At 69.3% G+C, this 16,740-nt stretch carries 15 protein-coding genes; 10 read left to right on the top strand and 5 right to left on the bottom strand.

Annotation, left to right across the window (positions count from 1 at the left end; genetic code table 11):
* Positions 1-157: 157 nt before the first annotated feature.
* From J7520_RS15805 to bfr, 4 genes are all read left to right on the top strand, one after another.
* Positions 158-2,911, top strand: a complete 2,754-nt coding sequence (locus J7520_RS15805) for a TonB-dependent receptor (RefSeq protein ID WP_291190185.1) — start codon at positions 158-160, stop codon at positions 2,909-2,911.
* Positions 2,912-3,221: 310 nt separating this feature from the next.
* Entirely contained in the window at positions 3,222-3,752 is a 531-nt protein-coding gene (locus J7520_RS15800; protein ID WP_291190183.1) for an RNA pyrophosphohydrolase, read from the top strand.
* Positions 3,753-3,880: 128 nt separating this feature from the next.
* A complete protein-coding gene (locus J7520_RS15795) occupies positions 3,881-4,084 on the top strand; it encodes a (2Fe-2S)-binding protein (RefSeq protein ID WP_291190181.1) in 204 nt (67 codons plus the stop codon).
* 149 nt (positions 4,085-4,233) lie between these two features.
* On the top strand, positions 4,234-4,704 hold the full coding sequence (gene bfr / locus J7520_RS15790) for a bacterioferritin (RefSeq protein WP_291190179.1): 471 nt from the start codon (positions 4,234-4,236) through the stop codon (positions 4,702-4,704).
* 136 nt (positions 4,705-4,840) lie between these two features.
* Here bfr and J7520_RS15785 read toward each other — a convergent pair whose 3' ends face one another.
* Complete coding sequence (locus tag J7520_RS15785) at positions 4,841-6,271, bottom strand: EAL domain-containing protein (protein WP_291190177.1); 1,431 nt, start codon at positions 6,269-6,271, stop codon at positions 4,841-4,843.
* An 85-nt stretch (positions 6,272-6,356) separates the two neighbouring features.
* Positions 6,357-6,785, bottom strand: a complete 429-nt coding sequence (locus J7520_RS15780; RefSeq protein ID WP_291190175.1) for a CopD family protein — start codon at positions 6,783-6,785, stop codon at positions 6,357-6,359.
* A gap of 111 nt (positions 6,786-6,896) precedes the next feature.
* Between J7520_RS15780 and J7520_RS15775 the strand changes: the two genes are divergently transcribed.
* The 5 genes from J7520_RS15775 to J7520_RS15755 all read left to right on the top strand — a co-directional run bounded on the left by J7520_RS15775 (position 6,897) and on the right by J7520_RS15755 (position 10,383).
* Complete coding sequence (locus J7520_RS15775) at positions 6,897-7,628, top strand: DUF6776 family protein (RefSeq protein ID WP_291190172.1); 732 nt, start codon at positions 6,897-6,899, stop codon at positions 7,626-7,628.
* Positions 7,615-8,037, top strand: coding sequence for a polymer-forming cytoskeletal protein (locus J7520_RS15770; RefSeq protein WP_291190169.1), 423 nt, complete (start codon positions 7,615-7,617; stop codon positions 8,035-8,037). The genes J7520_RS15775 and J7520_RS15770 overlap by 14 nt, the downstream gene beginning before the upstream one ends.
* Before the next feature lie 51 nt (positions 8,038-8,088).
* Entirely contained in the window at positions 8,089-8,457 is a 369-nt protein-coding gene (gene erpA, locus J7520_RS15765; RefSeq protein WP_291190166.1) for an iron-sulfur cluster insertion protein ErpA, read from the top strand.
* A gap of 7 nt (positions 8,458-8,464) precedes the next feature.
* Complete coding sequence (nudC, locus tag J7520_RS15760; RefSeq protein ID WP_291190163.1) at positions 8,465-9,427, top strand: NAD(+) diphosphatase; 963 nt, start codon at positions 8,465-8,467, stop codon at positions 9,425-9,427.
* Between the two features lie 80 nt (positions 9,428-9,507).
* Positions 9,508-10,383: a beta-lactamase induction protein gene (locus J7520_RS15755; protein WP_291190160.1), complete on the top strand. Its 876-nt coding sequence runs from the start codon at positions 9,508-9,510 to the stop codon at positions 10,381-10,383.
* A gap of 88 nt (positions 10,384-10,471) precedes the next feature.
* Here the strand turns inward: J7520_RS15755 and J7520_RS15750 are convergent, their stop codons facing one another.
* Positions 10,472-11,596, bottom strand: coding sequence for a glycosyltransferase (locus J7520_RS15750; RefSeq protein WP_291190157.1), 1,125 nt, complete (start codon positions 11,594-11,596; stop codon positions 10,472-10,474).
* Entirely contained in the window at positions 11,593-13,476 is a 1,884-nt protein-coding gene (locus tag J7520_RS15745) for an MFS transporter (RefSeq protein ID WP_291190154.1), read from the bottom strand. The genes J7520_RS15750 and J7520_RS15745 overlap by 4 nt, the downstream gene beginning before the upstream one ends.
* Before the next feature lie 168 nt (positions 13,477-13,644).
* Between J7520_RS15745 and J7520_RS15740 the strand changes: the two genes are divergently transcribed.
* On the top strand, positions 13,645-15,339 hold the full coding sequence (locus J7520_RS15740) for a tetratricopeptide repeat protein (RefSeq protein ID WP_291190151.1): 1,695 nt from the start codon (positions 13,645-13,647) through the stop codon (positions 15,337-15,339).
* A 25-nt stretch (positions 15,340-15,364) separates the two neighbouring features.
* On the opposite strand, the gene purD is transcribed toward J7520_RS15740, so the two are convergent.
* The gene (gene purD, locus J7520_RS15735; RefSeq protein WP_291190148.1) at positions 15,365-16,648 is read right to left on the bottom strand and encodes a phosphoribosylamine--glycine ligase; all 1,284 of its coding nucleotides are present in this window, start codon (positions 16,646-16,648) and stop codon (positions 15,365-15,367) included.
* Between the last annotated feature and the right edge of the window lie 92 nt (positions 16,649-16,740).

The following is a 16,740-nucleotide window of genomic DNA, read 5'->3' as shown; positions in this document are numbered from 1 at the left end:
TGCGATGCGGTTCGCTGAATGTTGCGCCGCGTCATCACGATATTCCATCCCGTTGGGCGCGCGAACGGGGAGCGGTCGCTACGCTGGCGTTCGTTTCGCTCGCGCGTGTCGTTCGAACGCGCGATGCCCGACTTTATCTTTCCCACGAGCCCACACCATGAGCGTACGCCCGATCCTCCGGCGCGGCCTGTCGGTCGCGATCTCCCTGGCCTTGCCGCTGAGCGCGATCGCGCAGGACACCGACGACACCGCCGCGCGCGCGCCGGCGTCGGCGCCTTCGCAGCAGCTCGAGTCGATCACCGTGACTGGTTCGCGCATTCCGCGCGCACAGGTCGAGGGGCCGGCGCCGGTCATCGTCATCAAGGGCGAGGACATCGACAAGGGCGGCTTTCGCAGCGTGTTCGACGTGTTGACCCAGCTGACGCAGAACACCGGCATCGTGCAGGGCGAGGACTTCGGCAGCACCTTCACGCCGGCCGCGAACGTGATCAGCCTGCGCGGGCTCGGACCGAACTACACGCTGGTGCTGGTCAACGGCCACCGCATCGCCGACTACCCGATCGCCTACAACGGTTCGGTCAACGCCGTCGACTTCTCCAACGTACCGAGCGTGATGATCGACCGCATCGAGATCCTCAGCGGCAGCGCGTCGGCGATCTACGGTTCCGACGCGATCGCCGGCGTGGTCAACATCATCCTGAAGGAGAAGCACGAAGGCGTCGACTTCAACCTGCGCGTCGGCGGCACGCAGCGCGGCGGCGGCGACAACCAGCGCTTCCAGTTGATCGGCGGCGGCAGCTGGGGCGACCTCAACGGCGTGTTCGGACTGGAGCTCAGCAATCGCGAGCCGATCTGGTACGGGCAGCGCGGCTTCGCCAACTCCTACACGCGCTACGACGGCAGCGGCCAGCCGCCGCCGCAGATCATCGGCATCCGCAATCCGGCCGGTCGCGAGTACTACCCGCTGGACTGCGACGCGCTCGGCTATTTGATGGGTGGCAGCCTGCGCGCGTTCGAGCGTCCGCGCTACGACGGCAGCTACTGCAGCAGCGAGCACTACTACAGCAACCGCACGATCCAGACCAAGAAGAAGCTCGCCACCGGCTACGCCAGCCTGACCTACGCGCTGAACGAGGACACGCAGCTGTTCGGCGACTTCATGGCCGGCTGGTCGGACATCGCCACCGTCGTGCGCAACCCGAACTGGACCTCGCCGGCCGCGTTCTGGAACGACGCGACCGGACGGCTGGAAAGCTGGACGCGGCTGGTCACGCCCGAGGAGGCCGGCAGCCGCACGGTCAGCGCGCGCACCTTCCTGCAGCGCCAGTTCAACGTGACGCTCGGCGTGCGCGGTTCGTTCGGCGATTCGGGCTGGAAGTACGTCGCCGCGCTGAACCGCTCGGATTACAAGAGCGACCAGGGCCGTTTCGGCTTCCGCAGCGCCGTCGACGAGTATTTCCTCGGTCCGCAGACCGGCACGCACGAGTACGAGGGCGAGACGTTTCCGTCCTACCACGCCGATCCCTCGCGCCTGACCACGCCGTTGAATGCGGAGCTGTTCCGCCGCCTCACCACGCGCACGCTCGAACGCGACAAGGCCTGGACCGAGGACGCGAGCTTCAGCGTCAACGGCGAGCTGCTGCAGTTGCCGGCTGGCCCGATCGGCGTCGCCGCGGTGGTCGAAGCCGGTCGCCAGGGCTACAGCAACCGGCCCGATCCGCGCATCAACGCCGGCGAGATCTGGAACTCGTCCGAGGCGCACGACGACGGCGGCGAGCGCAAACGCTACGCCGCCGGCCTCGAACTGAACGTGCCGATCTTCTCGCAGCTGACCGGCATCGCCGCGGCGCGTTACGACCGCTACACCTATTCCGGCGAAAGCATCGCCAAGAGCACCTACAACCTCGGTTTCGAGTACCGCCCGTTCGAGTCGCTGCTGCTGCGCGGCACCTATTCGACGTCGTTCCGCGCGCCGGACATGAACTACCTGTTCGCCAAGGGCACGGTCGGCTACGAGCCCGGCAACACCGACTTCTACCAGTGCGCGCTCGAGGGCCAGAGCTACAACAACTGCGACGTCCAGTACAACATGAACTTCCGCAGCTCCGGCAATCTGAAGCTGAAGCCGGAGAACGGCAAGTCGTTCACCTACGGCTTCGTCTGGTCGCCGCTCGACGGCCTGGACGTGTCGGCCGACTACTACCACATCCGCATCAAGGACGCGGTGACCAATCTCGATTCGGAGATCATCCTGCGCACCGAGGCGGACTGCCTGCTCGGACGCACCGAGGCCGGCGTGCCGGTCGACCGCAATTCGGCGATCTGCCGCGATTCGATCGCGCGCGTGGTGCGCAATGCGCCGAACGCGCCGGTCAATCCGAACCAGGTCACCAACCTGCTGCTGAATCCGATCAACGCCGCGACCGAGCGCACTTCCGGCATCGATCTCAGCGGCAACTACCGCTGGACGACCGATCGCTACGGCAAGTTCCTGTTCCACGCCGGCATCACGCGCGTTCTGAGCCACGACTACCAGCAGTTCCCCGGCGATCCGACGCGCGACTACATCAACAGCGTGACCTACCAGCAGGACTGGCGCACCAAGATCAACGCCGCGCTGAGCTGGAACCTCGGCGACTGGAGCGCGACGGTGAACGGCACGCGTTACGGTCGCGTTCCGCGCAACGACGGTGAGGGCCAGCGCAAGCCGTACACGCTGATCAACGGCAGCGTCAGCTACGACATCGGCGAGCGTGCGCAGCTGTCGTTGATCGTAAACAATCTTCGCAATTCGATTCCGGTCGACAAGAGCGCCGGCTGGCCGGCCTACACGCAGGCCTGGTACGACGCCTACGGCCGCCAGTGGTGGCTGGAGTTCAACTACCACTTCGGCGGCGGCAAAGGCAGCTAGCGCGCGGCGCGTCGCGCTTCGGCGGCGGCTCTCCGCGCGTGCGGCCAGCGCGGACGTCCGACGTCGTGCGGACGTCCGCGTCCGCACGATGCGGTTTTTCGCGCCACCGTCGCCGCGCCTCCTCGCCTTGCCCCGCCAGTGAACGCTGTGGAAGAATCGGGACAGTGATGGAGTGGTGTGCGAAACCGGGCATCCTGCCGCGGTTTGCGGGAAACGGACGCGGTGCAGCCGTGTCGCGTTTCCCGCGTCGAGACGGCACGTCTCAAGTGCCGGAGCGATCCTGCGAACCGCTCCACGGAGGAATTTCGCCGTGATCGATCCCGATGGCTATCGCCCGAACGTAGGCATCATCCTGATCAACGCGCACGGACACGTGTTCTGGGCGCGCCGCGTCGGCCGCGACGGCTGGCAGTTTCCGCAGGGCGGCATGCGCAGCGACGAAACGCCGATCGAAGCGATGTACCGCGAGCTGGAAGAAGAGACCGGCCTGCTGCCGCATCACGTCGACGTGCTCGGAGCCACTCCCGGCTGGCTGCGCTATCGGCTGCCGCCGCGGCTGGTGCGCCGGCACGAGCGGCCGGTGTGCATCGGCCAGAAGCAGGTCTGGTTCCTGCTGCGCATGGTCGGCGAGGAATCCGCGTTCCGCCTCGACGCGAACGAGAAGCCGGAGTTCGACATCTGGCGCTGGGTCGACTTCTGGTATCCGGCGGCGCACGTCGTCAACTTCAAGCGGCGCGTCTACGAGCAGGCGTTGCGCCACCTGGTCGTGCTGGCCGAGGACAGTTGCAGCGTTTCCCTGCGCGACCAGCAATGGAACGAGCGCTTCGCCGTCGGCGTCTGAGCGCGGGGCGCACTCCGGACCTGTCGATCGGCTGAATCCCTCGGGAGGTCGGCTATGTCCAGTCTGGCTGGTTGTTGACAATCATTCGCATTTGCATTTCAATGCAGCCGTCTCATCCGGATACCCGTATGTACGTCTGCATCTGCAACGCCGTCACCGAACGCTCGATCCGCCAGGCCGCCCGCGAAGGCGCGCACACGTTCGCGGAACTGCAGCGTCGCACCGGCTGCGGCGACTGCTGCGGCACCTGCGAGGATCTCGCCCGCGAAATCCTCGACAGCGCCGTACCGGCCAGGCCGCTCGATCTGCCGCTGCTCGCCGCCGCGGCCTGACGCCGCGCGCACGACGCGCCTCGCACGCGCAAATGCGTGCGATTTTCGTTCCCTCACGCTCCTCGGGCGCGCGATATAGTCGCCGCGTTCCGCTCGCGCCTGCGTGCCTTGCCGCGTCGACGAGCGCCCCGCCGCTACAGGAGTTCGCCATGAAGGGCCATCCCGAGATCATCAAGCACCTGAACAAGGTGCTCTACAACGAACTCACCGCGATCAACCAGTACTTCCTGCATTACCGCATGTACAAGAACTGGGGCTACGCCGAACTCGCCGAGCACGAGTACAAGGAATCGATCGACGAGATGAAGCACGCCGACAAGCTGATCGAGCGCATCCTGTTCCTCGACGGCCTGCCGAACCTGCAATCGCTGGGCAAGCTGCTGATCGGCGAGTCGCCGAAGGAAGCGCTGGCCTGCGACCTCAAGCTCGAACTGCAGGCCGTGCCGGATCTGAAGGCCGGCATCGCCGACGCCGAGCGGCTCGGCGACTACGTCAGCCGCGAGCTGTTCGAACACATCCTTGAGTCGGAAGAGGAGCACATCGACTGGCTCGAAACGCAGCTCAACCTGATCGGCCAGCTCGGCGAAGTGCCGTACCTTCAGACCAAGATCGACAGCTGATTCCGCGCGGCGCCGCGGCGATCCAGCGACTGGCTCGGACGCCGGGACGCGAGGGCGGCCACGCTCGCCCTTGACGAGTCCAGCCGCCGCTGCGCGTGGAACGTCCAGCCGCCCGTTTCTCGGCCAACGACCGGCCTCACGCCGTCGAGCCGCGGAAGTCGAATCCGAAATCGCTGTCGGCCGGCTGCACGAAGTTGCCTTGCACGTAGTCGACTCCGGCGGCCCACAGAGCCGAAGCGGCGCGCGCGTCCTCGACGCGCGGCGCGATCACGCGCCGGCCGCGTTCGTGCAGCCGCTCGACCAGTTCGCGCAGTTCCTCGCGTTCCGCCGCGTCGGAGAGCTGCAGGTGCCGCGGCGATAGCCGGACCGCGTCGACCGGCAGCACGTCGAGCAGGCGTTCGCTGCGCTCGCCGGCCTCGAAGCCGGACAGCACGAAGCCGCAGCCGAGGCGGCGCACCGCGTTCGCGTAGCGGACGACGTCGGCGGTGGCGCTGTCCGCTTCGTCCGCGCGCAGCTCCAGCCAGATTGCCGGCGCCGCGATCTTGTATTCGCCGAGCAGGCGCTCGATCCGCGTCGCCGCCCAGGCGTTGCGCGCGCTCGTCAGCGTCTGGCTGACGAACAGGCGCAGCGCGCGCCGCGCCTGCGCGCTTTGCGCGGCCAACGCGATGCTGCGCTCGAGCACCCAGCGATCGACCGCGCCGAGCAGTCCGGCGCGCTCGGCGACCGGAATCAGCTCCGCCGCGGTGTGCACCCGGCCGTCGCCGTCGCGCAGACGCAGCAGCACCTGGAACTGTTCGCGCGCCTCGCCGTGCAGCGGCACGATGGCCTGGAACGCGAGTTCCGCGGCATTGCGGTCGAGCGCGATGCGCAGGCGCTCGGCGAGATCGTCGCCGGGCGGTTCGGTTACGGCGCGGAGTTCGGGAGCGAGGGACTCCTCGGGCACCGGGGAGAAATGCTCGGAAAAATCGGGAACGAGATTCCGAGGCGGCGCGGCGTCCGCCTCGACGACCTGCTCGCCGGCACGCGGATCGACGTAGGCGTCGACGGCCGCGATCAGGGCGTCCAGCGTCGCCTCACCGGCGACGACGATCGACGGCGCCTGCACAGGCGCGGCGACCGGTTCGACCGGCGCCTCGGGCGCCTTCGCGAAACGCTGCCAGTAGTCCGGCGGCGGCGTGACCAGCGGCAGGAAGCCGTTCTCGTCGGTGAGCAGGTCGTTGTCGGAGGCGGTGTCCACGTCGGTCCGCGCGCGAGCGTCGAGCTGGGGCAGCGCTTCGATGCGCGCGGCGATCCGCGCCATGCCCGCCTGGTCCGGCGGCCGCGGCGGATCGAGCAGGGGGGCGATCGCGGCGTCCAGTTCCGCCAGCGCGTCGACGAGATCGTCGGGTCCGCATTCGCGCAGGGCGGCGGCGAGAAATCCCGCGTCTTCGCCGAGCAGGCTCAGCGTGTTGACGTCCCAACCGTCCTGCAGGCGCTGCGCGCGCCGGCGCAGGCGCGCGAGCCGACACGGCAGCTGCGACTGCAGCAACGCTGGCGGACTGTGCCGCTCGACCTCGCGCCCGGCCATTGGCTTCCTCGTGCGATCGGCGAGGAATGTACCAGCGCGGGTTCGGATAAATCGTGAACTCTGCGCACGCTCCGGCACATTGGTTTCAGAACGGCTTGACCACCACCAGCAGCACGATCGCGATCAGCAGCAGCGCCGGCACTTCGTTGAACAGGCGCAGCCAGCGACTGGAATGGCGGACCTGGTCGCGCGCGAACTCGCGCACCAGCTTGACCAGCATCGCGTGATAGCCGATCAGCAGCACGACCAGGGCCAGCTTGGCGTGCAGCCAGCCCTGCTGCAGGTAGGCTGCGCTCGCGTGCGCGAACCAGCCGAGCGTGAGCGCGCCGAACAGCAAGGCGAGCGCGCCGCCGACGTGGGTGATCATCAGCAGGCGCCGCTGCATGGTCTTCAGGCGCTCGCGCACGATCGGTTCGTGCGCTTCCGCGTGGTACACGAACAGGCGCGGCAGGTAGAACAGGCCTGCGAACCAGGTCACGACGAAGATCACGTGGAACGCCTTCAACCACAACATGGACGGCTCCTCTGCAGGGCGAGGAGTATAGCGACGCGCGCCGCCGCAACTTGACCGGACCTCGCGGGCGCGACTATAAGCCTCGGCCTCGTCCGCGCGATTCCTGAGGCGATGCCACGCGTCATTCCGCCCTTCGTCGTGCGCAAGCACGATCCGAACCGCCAGCGCCGCGAATGGCTGCTGCTCGGCGTCGCTTGGCTCGGCTCGATGCTGATCGTTGCCGCCCTGGTCTCGGGCCTCGCCAGCGGCGTGCGCAAGGACAACAGCCGCGCGCTACTCGCCGCCGCGGAGACGCAGAACGAGGAATTGAAGAAGCAGATCGCGGTGCTCGAGCGCTCCGAGCAGGTCGCGCAGGCCGCGGTGACCGACGTGCAGCAGACCCTGCGCGAGCGCGACGAGGAGATCGACGGGCTGCGCGCCGATCTCGCTTTCTACGGCCGTCTCGTCGGCGGCGCCAAGCGCGAGGGCCTCGCCGTGCACGCGCTCGCGTTGAAGCAGGTCGGTGACAGCGGCGCCTGGAATTTCAGCGCGACGCTGACGCAGAACTTCAAGCGCGGCCAGCAGATCAAGGGCCGCCTCACGCTCGTCATCGAGGGGGTGAAGGATGGCAAGCTCGCCTCGCTCGACTGGGGCGAATTGAACCAGGGCCGCGAGAATGCCGGAATCGAGTACGGCTTCAAGTATTTCCAGCAGGTGAACGGTACCATCATGCTCCCGCCCGGCTTCGCACCCAATCGAGTCAAGTTGCGGGCCGACGGCGACGGCGGTCGCGTCGAGCAAGAATTCGCGTGGAAGGACGCCGTCAATGGCGAGGCGGAGGGGAAAGAAGATGTTCGGCAGTAGCAACAAGGGCAACGGCAAGCACGCCATTGCCGCGATCAGCACGCTGATCGCGGAAGGCACCACGATTCGCGGCGACGTGCATTTCGGCGGCGGGCTGCATCTGGAAGGCGTGATCGACGGCGCGGTCTCCGCCGAGGGCGGCGATTCGGTGCTGACCCTGAGCGAGAAGGGCCGCATCAACGGCGAAGTTCGCGTCGCCAACGCGGTCATCAACGGCACCGTGAAGGGCGACATCTTCGTCGGCGAGCGCCTGGAGATCGCCGGCAACGCGCGCATCGAAGGCAACGTGCACTACAAGCTGCTCGAAATGGCGGCCGGCGCGCAGATCAACGGCCAGATGCTGTACCAGAGCGAGCCGCCGCGCCGCCTGCCGGCGCCGGAACTGACCGGTGCGGTCGCCGAGGCTTGAAATGCGCGCGCCGCGGCGCGATCTTTGCCGCACCCGCGCGCATTCGCCGAAATGAACCAGACCACCACCCCCAGCTACCTCGACGCCGAAGCGGCGCCGCTCGTGTTCACGCAGGCGGCCGCCGGCAAGGTGCGCGAGCTGATCGCCGAGGAAGGTAACCCGGAACTGAAGCTGCGCGTGTACATCAGCGGCGGCGGCTGTTCGGGTTTCCAGTACGGCTTCACCTTCGACGAGGCGCGCGCCGAGGACGATTTCGCGGTCGACCGCGACGGCGTGACCCTGCTGGTCGACCCGCTCAGCCTGCAATACCTGGCCGGTGCCGAGATCGACTATTCCGAGTCGCTGACCGGCGCGCAATTCGTGATCCGCAATCCGAACGCGAAGACGACCTGCGGCTGCGGTTCGTCCTTCACCGTCTGAGCGCCCCGTGAGCGCCCGCGTCAACGTCTTCGCCGGCCACCCGCTGGAACGCAACGCCGAGTCTCGCGACGACGCCGACTGGGGCGCGGCGCAGCTCGCCGACGCGCGTGCACGTTTCATCCTGGTCGCCGACGACGGCCGCACGCTGTACATCCCCGCGCAAGGCGGCCTGCGCCTGCTCGATGCGCACGAGCAGCGCGCGCTGGCGCCCGATGTGGTGCCGACCTATCTCGGCGCCGACGTCGGCGGCCCGCTGCTGTCGCTGCGCGTCGACGTCGACCGTGCCGAACGCGTCGCCGCCGAGCTCGGCGCGAAATTCATCGACCTGCGCGGCGCCGGCATGCGCCTGCCCGCGTTCGACGCCGGCCTGTTCGCCTACGCGCGCGCCTACGCGTACTGGCACGCGCGCACGCGCTATTGCTCGAGCTGCGCGGCGCCGCTGCGGCTGACCGCGCTCGGCCATCGCGCGCTGTGCACGAACGAGGCTTGCGCGATCGAGCATTTTCCGCGCGTCGATCCGGCGATGATCGTCATCGTCGGCTTCGGCGATCGCTGCCTGCTCGGCCGGCAGGCGACGTGGCCGGAACATCGCTATTCGACCCTCGCCGGTTTCGTCGAGCCGGGCGAGTCGCTCGAGGACGCCGTGCGCCGCGAGGTCTTCGAGGAGTCCGGCGTGCGCGTGGGTGCCTGCACCTACCATTCCTCGCAGCCGTGGCCGTTTCCTTCCTCGCTGATGCTCGGCTTCAGCGCCGAGGCGATCGACCCGACGATCCGGCTCGGCGCCGAACTCAGCGACGCGCGCTGGTTCGACATCGACGATCTCGTGCGCGGCCTGGCCGAGCGCCGTCTGGTGCTGCCGCCGCGCGTGTCGGTCTCGCACGAGCTGATCGCCGACTGGCTGCGCGCGCGCAGCGGGCTCGAACTCACCGACCTGCTGACCGACGAACCCTGGGTCAAACCGCGCGCCTGAGCGCGCCGCGCCGCGCGCGCGCTCCGCTAGAATGAAGACGAGCGCCGCACCGCGGCGACGGCGCGCAACCGGGAAGGCTCATGGCACAAACTCTGCTGGCGATCGTGCTGGTTCTTGCGGCGGCGCACGCCTTGCCCGATCTGGCGCGCCTGCGCGACTTCTCCTGGCTCAAGCGCTGGCTCGCGCAGTGGAGCGGCGCGAACGGCACGCCGACGCCGTGGCTGCTGCCGCTGATCGTGCTCGTGGTGTGCGCGCTGATCCAAACCGCGCTCGCCCAGGTGCTGTTCGGCCTGCCCGCGCTCGCCTTCGGCGTGTTCGTGCTGTTCTACAGCTGGGGTCCGCGCGATCTCGACGCCGATATCGAAGCGGTGCTGAAGGCGCCCGACAGCGACCGCCGCCACGCCGCCGCGCAGGGCCTGCGCCCGGTACCGAGCGCCGAGCCTCTGCCGCTGCAATCCACGCCGCTGGTCGAGGCAGTGTTCGCCTCGGGGCTGTCGCGCTGGTTCGGCGTGCTGTTCTGGTTCGTGATCCTCGGTCCCGCCGGCGCGCTCGCCTATCGCGTCGTGCAATTGCTCGCGCGGCATCCGGCGTTCACCGCCGAGATCGACGCCGAGCGGCGCGCGCTGTTCGAGCGTGCCGCGCTGATCCTCGACTGGGCGCCGTCGCACCTGGTCGCGCTGACGCTGGCCCTGGCGACGGAATTCGACGCCGTGATCAAGACTTGGCGCGACTACCACGCCGCGCACGGCCAGGGGTATTTCACGCTCGACCTCGGCTTCCTCGGCGCCCTCGCGCGCGCCGGCATCGACGCCGACGTGATCGCCGGCGACGGCTACGCGACCGACGTGGACGATCCGATGGTCGAACTCGCCGATGCGCGCACGGTGCTGCGCCGGATCCTCTACGTCTGGGTCGCGCTGATCGCGCTCTGCGTGCTCGCCGGTTGGGCGGGCTGACCCGTTCGAGGCACGCTCGGTTTCATCCGCCACCGGGGCGTCCGCGTTGCCGTCGTCGCCTCGATGCCCGCCGCGCGGCGGGCGTGTTTCAAGCGGATTCCCGCAGCACGCTTTCGAGCACGTCGCGCGCCGCCAGCGGACGGCCGAGCGCCCGCGCGCGCTGCGCCAGCGCGGCGAGCCGTTCCGGCTCGGCCAGCAGTTCGCGCACGCGATAGTCCAGAGCGGTCGCGTCGACCGCCTTCAAGGCGGCGCCCTGTTCGAGCAGGTAGTCGCAATTGCGCTCTTCCTGGCCCGGAATCGGCGCGTGCACGATCATCGGGCGGCCGAGCGCCAGGCACTCGGAGGTCGTCAGGCCGCCGGGCTTGGTGATGACCAGATCGCAAGCCGTCATCAGGCGCTCGACGCGATCGGTGAATCCCTGGGCGACGAGGCGCTGCGGGTTCGCGGCGGCCAGCGCGCGCAGGCGCTCGAGCATCTTCGCGTTGCGTCCGGCCAGGGCGACCAGCTGGAAGTCGGCGTCGAGCGCGAGCAGGCGCCCGGCGACCTCGTCGAGGCCGCCGAGCCCGGCGCCGCCGCCCATCAGCAGGATCGCGCGCCGGGACGCGTCCAGACCGAACTCGGCCGCGCAGGCGGCGCGGTCGGGCGGCTGCGCGAAGGCCGGCATGATCGGAATGCCGCTGACGTGGACGCGCGCCGCGGCGAGGCCGCGCGCCCGCATGCGAAACGCGACCTCGTCGCTGGCGGCGAAGTAGCCCGCCATCTCCGGCACCGCCCACAGGCCGTGCAAGTCGAAATCGGTGACGACGACGAAGACCGGCGCGGCCAGACGGCCTCGACGGCGTTCGCGCAGCAGCAGCTCGGCGGGCAGGAAATGCGTGCAGACGACCGCGTCCGGCGCGAATTCGGCGATCGCCTGGCGCAGTGCGCGCGAGTTCAGGCGTTCGATCGCACGGCGCAGGCGCGCCAGCGGCGCGCTCGGCGGCGTGCGATCCATGATCCGGTACAGCATCGACCACGCCGTGGGGCTGTGCTCGACCAGTTTCAGATACAGGTCCGTGTAGAGCGTGCGGAATGCGGTCGGCACGTAGTCCATCACGTCCAGGTGCAGGGCCTGCGCGTCGAACTGCGTCTCGGCGGCGACGCGCAGCGCCTCGGCCGCACGCACGTGACCGGCGCCGGCGGAAACGCTGAGCAGCAGCAGACGTCGGCTCACGCCCAGGTTCCGCGCAGCTCGCGTACCCGTTGCTCGAGCGTGGCCGCGTCGGCGTCGGCGGCCGGCAGCGGCGCGCCGAACGCGACCGCGATGCGCGACCAGAACCGGCGCGGCAGCCGCGCGCGGCCGAGCGCGGAATCGCGCCGGCTGAACACCGAGCCCCACAGGCCGCGCAGCGCGATCGGCACCACCGGCACCGGGCGCCGCGCCAGGATCTTGTCGACGCCGCCGCGGAACGGCGCGATCTCGCCGTCCCGCGTGATCCCGCCTTCGGGGAACACGCACACCAGCTCGCCCTCGGCCAGCGCGCGGTCGATCTCGTCGAAGGCGCGTTCGAGCAATGCCGCGTCCTCTTTCGCGCCGGCGATCGGAATCGCCTTCGCGGTGCGGAAGATGAAATTCAGCAGCGGCACGTTGAAGATCTTGTAGTACATCACGAAGCGCACCGGCCGCCGCACGATGCCGCCGACGATCAGCGCGTCCATGTAGCTGACGTGGTTGCACACCAGCAGCGCCGGACCCGCGTCGGGCACCCGGTCGAGGCCCTCGACCTTGATGCGGTAGAGCGTGTTGACCAGCACCCACGACAGGAACCGCATCAGGAATTCCGGTACCAGCGCGTAGATGTAGATCGCGACGGCCGCGTTGAGCAGCGCGACGGTCAGGAAGATCTGCGGGATAGTGAAGCCGAGCGCGGTGAGGCCGAGGCCGAGGCCCGCCGCGAGCACCATGAACAGCGCGTTCAAGATGTTGTTGCCGGCGATCACGCGCGACAGTTCGCTGCGCTCGCTGCGGCTCTGCACCAGCGCGAACAGCGGCACGATGAACAGGCCGGCGAACACGCCGATCAGCACCAGGTCGAGCACGATGCGCCAGTGCCCCGGCGCGAGCATGAAGGCGCCGAGGCCGAGCCCGTGTACGTCGGACGGGGATGGTCGCGCGAAATACAGATCGAGCGCGAACAAGGTCATGCCGATCGAGCCGAACGGCACCAGGCCGATCTCGACCTTGTGGCCGGACAGCCGCTCGCACAGCAGCGAGCCGACGCCGACGCCGATCGAGAACAGCGCCAGCGTCAGGTTCAGCACGCTCTCGCCGCCGCCGAGGAAGACCTGCGTGTAGGCCGGCAGCTGCGAGGTGAACACGGTGCCGAAGAACCAGAACCAGGAGATGCCGAGCACCGAATTGAAGATCGTGCGGTTCGCGCCGATGTAGCGCATCGCGCGCACGGTCTCGCCGGCCGCGTTGTAGTTGAACTTCAAGTCCGGCGCGGTCGCCGGCGCCGGCGGGATCGCGCGGCTGGTGAGATAGCCGGCCACCGCGATCGCGACCACCAGGACCGAAGCGGCGGTGGTGCCGAAGTCGCCGAGCGCCATCAGCGCGCCGCCGGCCATCATGCCGAGCAGCACGGCGATCGAGGTACCCATCTCGACCAGGCCGTTGCCTCCGATCAGCTCTTGGGGTTCGAGCGCCTGCGGCAGGATCGCGTACTTGATCGGCCCGAACGCGGTCGAATGCAGCCCCATCAGGAACAGCACGACGAACAGCAGCCAGACCTGGTGCGCGTGGAACGCGTATACCGCCAGCAGCATCGCACCGATCTCGAACAGCTTGATGTAGCGGATCAGGCGTGTCTTCTCGAACTTCTCGGCGATCTGGCCGGCACTGGCGGAGAACAGGAAGAACGGCAGGATGAAGATCGCCGGCGCGATCATCGCGTAGGTGCCGGCCTTCTCCACCGACAGGCCGAGGTGGAAGCCGATCAGCACGATCATCGCCTGGCGGAAGGCGTTGTCGTTGAACGCGCCGAGCGCCTGGGTGGCGAAGAACGGCGCGAAACGGCGCTTGCGCAGCAGATCGAACTGGTTGGAGCCGCTCATGGTGCGCCGCTTCCCGGGGATTCGGGCGAATCTAGCAGGACGTCGCATGAATTGGCGACGCGGCGGGGCCGAACTTTGCCTGCCGGCGCCGGTCGCCGCGCCGGCCGCGACGAGCAGGTAAACTGCGCGGCTCGTTCCTTGCCGACCGCGTTGCCGCGGTATCCGCCGATGCCCCTACCGTCGCTGTCCAAACTCGTTCTCGCCGCCGGCCTCGCGCTGGCCCTGCCGACGCTGCACGCCGAAGCCCTGCTCAAGCCGGTGCCGGTGCCGGACCTGTCCAAGCTGCCGGCGCAGAAGCAGGAGACGCTGCGCAAGGAGCGGGAGGAATTCGACAAGGTCCGCGCGACCCTGGCCGGCGATCCGCTCGCCGAAGCCTATGCGCTGCTCGCCGCGGTCTATTCGCGCAACGAACTCTACGCGGCCGCCTCGGTGGCGATCGAGGATGCCGTGCTGCTGGCGCCCAAGGACAGCCGCTGGCGCTACCTGCAGGGCATCATCTCGCTCGGCGACAAGAATCCGGTCGGCGCGAAGTCCTCGTTCGAGAACGCCTACGCGCTCGACCAGAACTACCTGCCGATCCGCACCGCCGCGGCGAACCAGCGGATCGCCAGCGGCGATCTCGACGGCGCGCGCAAGATGCTGACCGAGTACACGGCGCAGAAGCAGGACCAGGCCGTTCCGTACGCGATGCTCGGCGACATCGCGCTGCGGCAGAAGCGCTATCCCGAGGCGATCGAGCAGTTCAACCACGCGCTGAAGCTGGCGCCGGACGCGAACAAGCTGTACGCGCAGCTGGCCGACGCCTACGCCGGCGCGGGCGACGCGAAGGCCGCCGCGGAGGCGCGCGCGAAGGCGGGCAACAATCCGCCTTCGCTGTACGACCCGCTCGGCAGCGGACTGTTCGGCCGCGGCGCGCAGCAGGCGCAGGCGCAGGCGCCGTCGAAGCCGGCCGATCCCAAGACACAGGCGCTGAACGACGTGGTGGTGCAGCTCAGCCAACGCCAGTACGCGGCGGCGCGCGCGAGCCTGGACAAGGCGCTCAAGCTCGCGCCGAACGACGCGGAGATTCTGGCGTTGTACGGGCGCGTCGAGGCCATCTCCGGCAACATCCCGGCGGCGGAATCTCGCATCGCGGCGGCGATCGCGGCGAACGGCAAGAACGCCGTCGCGCACTTCAGCCAGGGCGCCGTGCGCGAGATGGCCGGTGACGACGCGGGCGCGCAGCGTGGCTACGAGGAAGCGATCCGCCTCGATCCCAAGCTGCTCGGCGCGCGGGTGTCGCTCGGCAACCTGCTGATGCGCAGCGGCCGCTACGACGCTGCGATCGCGCAGTACCGCGCGGGGGCCGAGCTGAGCCCCGCCAGCGGCGAAAGCTGGGCGCGCCTGGTCGCCGCCGAGGTCTCCGCCGGCCGCTGCGCCGCCGGATTGAAGGACGTCAACGGCGCGCTGGCCAAGAACGCCAACGACGGCTATCTGCTGCAACTGTTCGCGCGCCTGGCGAGCACCTGTCCGGCGGCGAGCGCCGACGAGAAGCGCATGGCGCTGGACTACGCCGGCAAGGCCTACAAGAGCAGCGAATCGCCGCAGGTCGGCGAAGCCTACGCGCTCGCGCTGGCGGCGAACGGCAAGTGGGACGAAGCGGCAGCGACGCAGCAGGGCGCGATGTTCGTGGTGCTGCGCGGCGGTGGCAAGAGCGAGTTGGCCGGTTATCGCGAAACCTTGCAGCTGCTGCAGGCGAAGAAGCTGCCGGAGCGGCCGTGGCCGGCGAACGCCGACATCTATCGGCCGGCGCGGCTGGAACCCGATCGCGGCCCGCCGCCGGCCGCCAAGCCCGCTCCGGCGCCGGCGCCGAAGCAGCCCTGAGGCGCGCGGCGCGCGCCGCGGCGGTTCATTCCCGCCGCAGCGCGCGGTAGGCGATGTCGCGGCGGTAGAACGCGCCGTCGAACGAGATCGTGCGCGCCAGCGCGTAGGCGCGCTCGCGCGCCGCGGCGACGTCCGCGCCGAGCGCACACACCGTCAGCACGCGGCCGCCGGCGGTGACGACGCGGCCGGCCTCGTCCAGGCGCGTGCCGGCGTGGAACACCTTGGCGTCGGCGGGCGGCGGCGCGTCGAGTCCCGCGATCGCGTCGCCGCTGCGTACCTTGCCGGGATAGCCGGCTGCGGCGACCACCACGCCGAGCGCCGGGCGCGCGTCCCATTCGGCCGTCTTTACGTCCAGACATCCGTCCAGCGCGGCTTCGGCCAGTTCGACCAGGTCGGATTTCAGGCGCAGCAGGATCGGCTGCGTCTCCGGATCGCCGAGGCGCGCGTTGAACTCGATCACTTTCGGCGCGCCGCCCGCGTCGATCATCAGGCCGACGTAGAGGAAGCCGACGAACGGCGCGCCTTCCGCGGCCATGCCGGCGACGGTCGGCAGCACGATTTCCTCGAGGATGCGCCGCTCGACGTCCGGCGTGACCACCGGTGCCGGCGAGTAGGCGCCCATGCCGCCGGTGTTCGGGCCGAGATCGCCCTCGTCGCGGCGCTTGTGGTCCTGGCTGGTCGCCAGCGGCAGCACGTGCGTGCCGTCGCTCATGACGATGTAGCTGGCTTCCTCGCCGTCGAGGAATTCCTCGATCACGACACGCGCGGACGCGTCGCCGAAGGTGTGCGCGCCCAGCATGTCGCGCAGCGCCTGCTCGGCGTCGGCGAGGGTCAGCGCGACGATCACGCCCTTGCCGGCGGCGAGGCCGTCGGCCTTGATCACGATCGGCGCCCCCTTCGCGCGCACGTGCGCCAGGGCGAGCTCGAGATCGGTGAACACCGCATAGTGCGCGGTCGGGATGCGATGGCGGGCGAGGAAGTCCTTCGCGAACGCCTTCGAGCTTTCCAGTTGCGCGGCGATCCGCGTCGGACCGAAGCAGGGCAGGCCGGCGAGGCGGAAGCGGTCGACGACGCCGGCGGCGAGCGCCGCCTCGGGGCCCACCACGGTCAGCGCGACATCCTCGTCGAGCGCGAGCGTGAGCAGGCCGTCGACGTCGGTGACGGCGACGTCGGCGTTGCGCACGCCGGGTTCGAGCGCGGTGCCGGCATTGCCCGGTGCGACGATGACTTCGCCGACGCGCGGCGACTGCTTCAGCTTCCAGGCCAGCGCGTGCTCGCGGCCGCCGGAACCGATGACGAGAATTTTCATGGGGCGATTCCTGCCGGAAATGCCCCCTGAGTCAGGGGGCGATTCGCGCCAACGGCGCGAATGGGGGTGTGGAAGAGCAAGGCTGGGGGCCA

Origin of the sequence: Dokdonella sp., from assembly GCF_017744955.1 — a bacterium.
GTDB lineage: Bacteria > Pseudomonadota > Gammaproteobacteria > Xanthomonadales > Rhodanobacteraceae > Dokdonella_A.
This window is presented reverse-complemented; position numbering and strand designations above follow the sequence as displayed.

Excerpts from the sequence above, each read along its gene's own strand:
- J7520_RS15805 (WP_291190185.1), top strand. The coding sequence starts at position 158 with ATGAGCGTACGCCCGATCCTCCGGCGCGGCCTGTCGGTCGCGATCTCC.
- J7520_RS15795 (WP_291190181.1), top strand. The coding sequence starts at position 3,881 with ATGTACGTCTGCATCTGCAACGCCGTCACCGAACGCTCGATCCGCCAG.
- bfr (WP_291190179.1), top strand. The coding sequence starts at position 4,234 with ATGAAGGGCCATCCCGAGATCATCAAGCACCTGAACAAGGTGCTCTAC.
- J7520_RS15785 (WP_291190177.1), bottom strand. The coding sequence starts at position 6,271 with ATGGCCGGGCGCGAGGTCGAGCGGCACAGTCCGCCAGCGTTGCTGCAG.
- J7520_RS15780 (WP_291190175.1), bottom strand. The coding sequence starts at position 6,785 with ATGTTGTGGTTGAAGGCGTTCCACGTGATCTTCGTCGTGACCTGGTTC.
- J7520_RS15775 (WP_291190172.1), top strand. The coding sequence starts at position 6,897 with ATGCCACGCGTCATTCCGCCCTTCGTCGTGCGCAAGCACGATCCGAAC.
- J7520_RS15770 (WP_291190169.1), top strand. The coding sequence starts at position 7,615 with ATGTTCGGCAGTAGCAACAAGGGCAACGGCAAGCACGCCATTGCCGCG.
- erpA (WP_291190166.1), top strand. The coding sequence starts at position 8,089 with ATGAACCAGACCACCACCCCCAGCTACCTCGACGCCGAAGCGGCGCCG.
- J7520_RS15755 (WP_291190160.1), top strand. The coding sequence starts at position 9,508 with ATGGCACAAACTCTGCTGGCGATCGTGCTGGTTCTTGCGGCGGCGCAC.
- J7520_RS15745 (WP_291190154.1), bottom strand. The coding sequence starts at position 13,476 with ATGAGCGGCTCCAACCAGTTCGATCTGCTGCGCAAGCGCCGTTTCGCG.
- J7520_RS15740 (WP_291190151.1), top strand. The coding sequence starts at position 13,645 with ATGCCCCTACCGTCGCTGTCCAAACTCGTTCTCGCCGCCGGCCTCGCG.
- purD (WP_291190148.1), bottom strand. The coding sequence starts at position 16,648 with ATGAAAATTCTCGTCATCGGTTCCGGCGGCCGCGAGCACGCGCTGGCC.